Below are 3,032 nucleotides of genomic sequence, written 5' to 3' on the forward strand. Positions count from 1 at the left end.
CGGGTTCGGGTCGGAGACAAACGCGTCCTGGCTCTGGTGAAGGCGTTCCTCAAGTCGGGCATCCTCGGGGAGGATCGCCTGCTGAGGGCTACCACCGCCGGCACCCCACAAGGATCGATCCTCTCACCCGTTGCTCAGCAACGTTGCCTTCTCCGTGCTGGACGAGCATATCGCCCAAGCCCCCGCAATTGCCACGCCATAATCACAACGACTTCCCCGGGGCGTGACCAGGCGTGTCAATGGCGTTCTCGTGTTTGGCATCCAAATAATGGGGTATGCTAGCGATGGGTGCCGATCGGTGCTCGCAGATTTGGCTGGCATCTGGTGAATAACGGGTGTCGGCGACTGACCTGGTCTCATGGGGTCGATCGGAGCGACACAATTGTCCATGTCAGCCGTCTACGGTCAGATCCCGGTGCTGAGTGCGTCTGGTTCAGGTGCAACTTCATTGACCGCGTTTCACGCCGCGTTGGTCGCTGTCGGGTTGGGTGGGCGCAACATTCTGCGCATATCCAGTGTCATCCCACCGGAAACGAGTATCGACGCAACCGGCAAGGCCACGGCTCCTGCCGGAGCATATGGCGACCTGACGTACTGTGTGTATGCCGACCAACGGGCCACCGTAGTCGGGGAGCAGGCGTGGGCCGGCATCGGCTGGATTCAGCGCCTTAGCGGTGCGGGTGGGCTATTCGTCGAACATGAGGGAACGAGCGAGGGCCTTGTCGCCCATGCCATCCAAACTAGTCTCGCCGACCTCGTACGCGGCCGCGACGGCGAGTACGCCGCACCAGACTGCGTCATCACTGGGGTGATATGCACCGGTGCACCGGTCTGCGCTCTGGTGATCGCGCCGTACGAAAGTGGGTCATGGGTGGGGTGCGGTGCGAGTCTGCGATCGGCCCGAATGGGACCCGCCGAACCCGAAGATGGGTAATGACCATGAAGTTGGGTGACGCCCACCTAATCACCCTCGCCGAGCGGCCCGCCCTGATTGCGGAGATCCCAGGAGTGCTTGCTGGCGCTTGGCCGAGGTTCATGTTGGAGGGACGACCGGGGCACGGCGTCGATCTGACTCAGCTATTGACCGCATTCCCGGCGCATCAAGCCCTGCTCCTCACCCGCACCGATGATCTCCTTGGGGTGGGCCTGTCGCTACCGATGGGCTGGGATCAATCCACAATCCGGCTCCCAGCGGGCTGGGACGGTGCCGTCACCGCTGCCGCCGACTTCCACCGTCGGGGTGGTGGCTCACCGACCATGGTATGCGCCTTATCGATCACCATGACACCGGCAGGCATCGGTCGCGGCCTAGCCGCCCAACTGATCGGCGCACTCAAGGTCGCGGCGACTAGAGCCGGCGCAGCGTCGATGATCGCCCCGGTCCGCCCGATCCACAAGTCGCGCCATCCACTGATCCCCTTGGACCAGTACCTCACCTGGCGCACCGCCGCCGGCGAGATGTTCGACCCCTGGGTTCGCCTGCATCTGCGGCTCGGCGGAATGATCGCCGGCATCACCTTTCCGTCCATGACGATCTCCGGCAGCATCGCCGATTGGGAGGGCTGGACCAGCCTTGCCTTACCGTCCAGCGGTGAACACCTGATCCCTGGCGGGCTCGTCCCGCTACGCGTCGACAGGGACGCCGACATCGGCATCTACCAGGAGCCGAACGTTTGGATCGTGCACCACACCAGCGCTGGATGCGGCTGACACCTCACGCGACCGCCGGCTACGGTCCAACCGCCGTCGTCGATAGGTGACCACTTGTGTCGCCATGCGATGTCCTGTCGACGCATCCACGCCGACCCGTCCCTTGCCTCTGTCACCTCATGTTCGTTCAACCTTCGTGCATTTGCGCTGGCGTGTCGGCAAAATCGGCTAGGTAGTACGACTGGACATCGACCTTTGCCGCCCGAACGCCGTAGTTCGTCAGCATTCCGGCGATGAATCGGCCGCCCACGCGGTCGGCGTTGTATGTGCAGAGGTCGAAGGCAAGTACCCCTCCGCTCTCGGCGCAACGGCGCAGGGCGGCATCTGTCATCGCCTTAATCACCCCGGGAGTGGCGTTCGCACGAGGATCGACAAGGATGTATCCGAGATAGAACAGGGCCCCACGGGCCAACTGCTCGGGGTGCCTGGAGCCGTAGAACTCTGGTTCGATCCAGGGCACAGCGGACAGGTCATTAGTCAGAGTAAACAAACCCACCGCACGGTCGTTGTCCCATGCGATATATTTATCGACTCGCGCGTTGAACATATCCGCCGCGAACTCCTCGGCGGTGAGCATGTGCCGGGCAGCAGCGCGGGACCGCATCGGGTCGAACGCCGCCCGGAAGAAATCATAGAAACGATCGATGGTGTCATTTTCCAACACCTGCACAGTGGTGATTTTCACCTAAATTCCGTCTCTGTTGACTATTCGAGACTAGCTGCGGCGGCACGAAAAGCGCCAGCAGCCCACAGACAATGTCGCCACTCTGCCGGGAACAGCGAGATGACAGTCGCGGATGATTACATGGTGCAGCCCATCAGACTTGGAGCATCCCCCGTTTACTGCGGTTTCTCCATGGCTCCGGCCAGTCACAGCCCTTATTGCGAGGTACGACCTCCAGGGTCTTCTCGATGCATCTCGGGTAACTGGTTGACAAAAATATCGGACAAAATTCCTATTAGCATCAGGAAGATGTATAGCGACGACTTGACGTCGCTTCCTGCCTCAAGCAAGCATACGGCCAAAAGTCAGAGAAGTCGAGCACGCGAGCCCTATGCACTGGCGACGAGCTTCAGCCGAGCACGCCGATGGCGAGGTTGCGTAGTGTGGCCATGATACTGAGCCCGGATCGGGTTTGATCTGGGACTTGCCCTCTTGATGCAGGGTGTCGCGGAACCGGTGCAGGCATTCGATGGACTCTGTTGTCGGATGTATCCGGCGAGGTCGGAAGGGTATGTTTGATCGGGTTTCGGGCTGACGACACCGAGGACAGCAACGGCGAGATCGATTTACCACGCAGGACACACCGTTCGTTCAGGAA

The 3,032-nt window shown here is 61.3% G+C and carries 3 protein-coding genes; 2 read left to right on the plus strand and 1 reads right to left on the minus strand.

Annotated elements, in window-relative coordinates; genetic code table 11:
- The first annotated feature begins 388 nt into the window (after window positions 1-388).
- Entirely contained in the window at window positions 389-934 is a 546-nt protein-coding gene (locus tag ACLJQZ_RS48385) for a pyruvoyl-dependent arginine decarboxylase (RefSeq protein WP_410628476.1), read from the plus strand.
- A complete protein-coding gene (locus ACLJQZ_RS48390) occupies window positions 934-1,710 on the plus strand; it encodes a hypothetical protein (protein ID WP_410628478.1) in 777 nt (258 codons plus the stop codon). Before ACLJQZ_RS48385 ends, ACLJQZ_RS48390 begins: the two co-directional genes overlap by 1 nt.
- A gap of 127 nt (window positions 1,711-1,837) precedes the next feature.
- Here the strand turns inward: ACLJQZ_RS48390 and ACLJQZ_RS48395 are convergent, their stop codons facing one another.
- Window positions 1,838-2,395 carry a hypothetical protein gene (locus tag ACLJQZ_RS48395; protein WP_410628480.1) on the minus strand — a complete coding sequence of 186 codons (558 nt, stop codon included), beginning with the start codon at window positions 2,393-2,395 and terminating at the stop codon, window positions 1,838-1,840.
- Window positions 2,396-3,032 lie beyond the last annotated feature (637 nt).

It is taken from the genome of Amycolatopsis sp. cmx-8-4 (genome assembly GCF_046548675.1).
Taxonomy (GTDB): Bacteria; Actinomycetota; Actinomycetes; order Mycobacteriales; family Pseudonocardiaceae; genus Amycolatopsis.

Coding starts and splice junctions, on each gene's coding strand:
- ACLJQZ_RS48390 (WP_410628478.1), top strand. CDS start 934: ATGACCATGAAGTTGGGTGACGCCCACCTAATCACCCTCGCCGAGCGG.
- ACLJQZ_RS48385 (WP_410628476.1), top strand. CDS start 389: ATGTCAGCCGTCTACGGTCAGATCCCGGTGCTGAGTGCGTCTGGTTCA.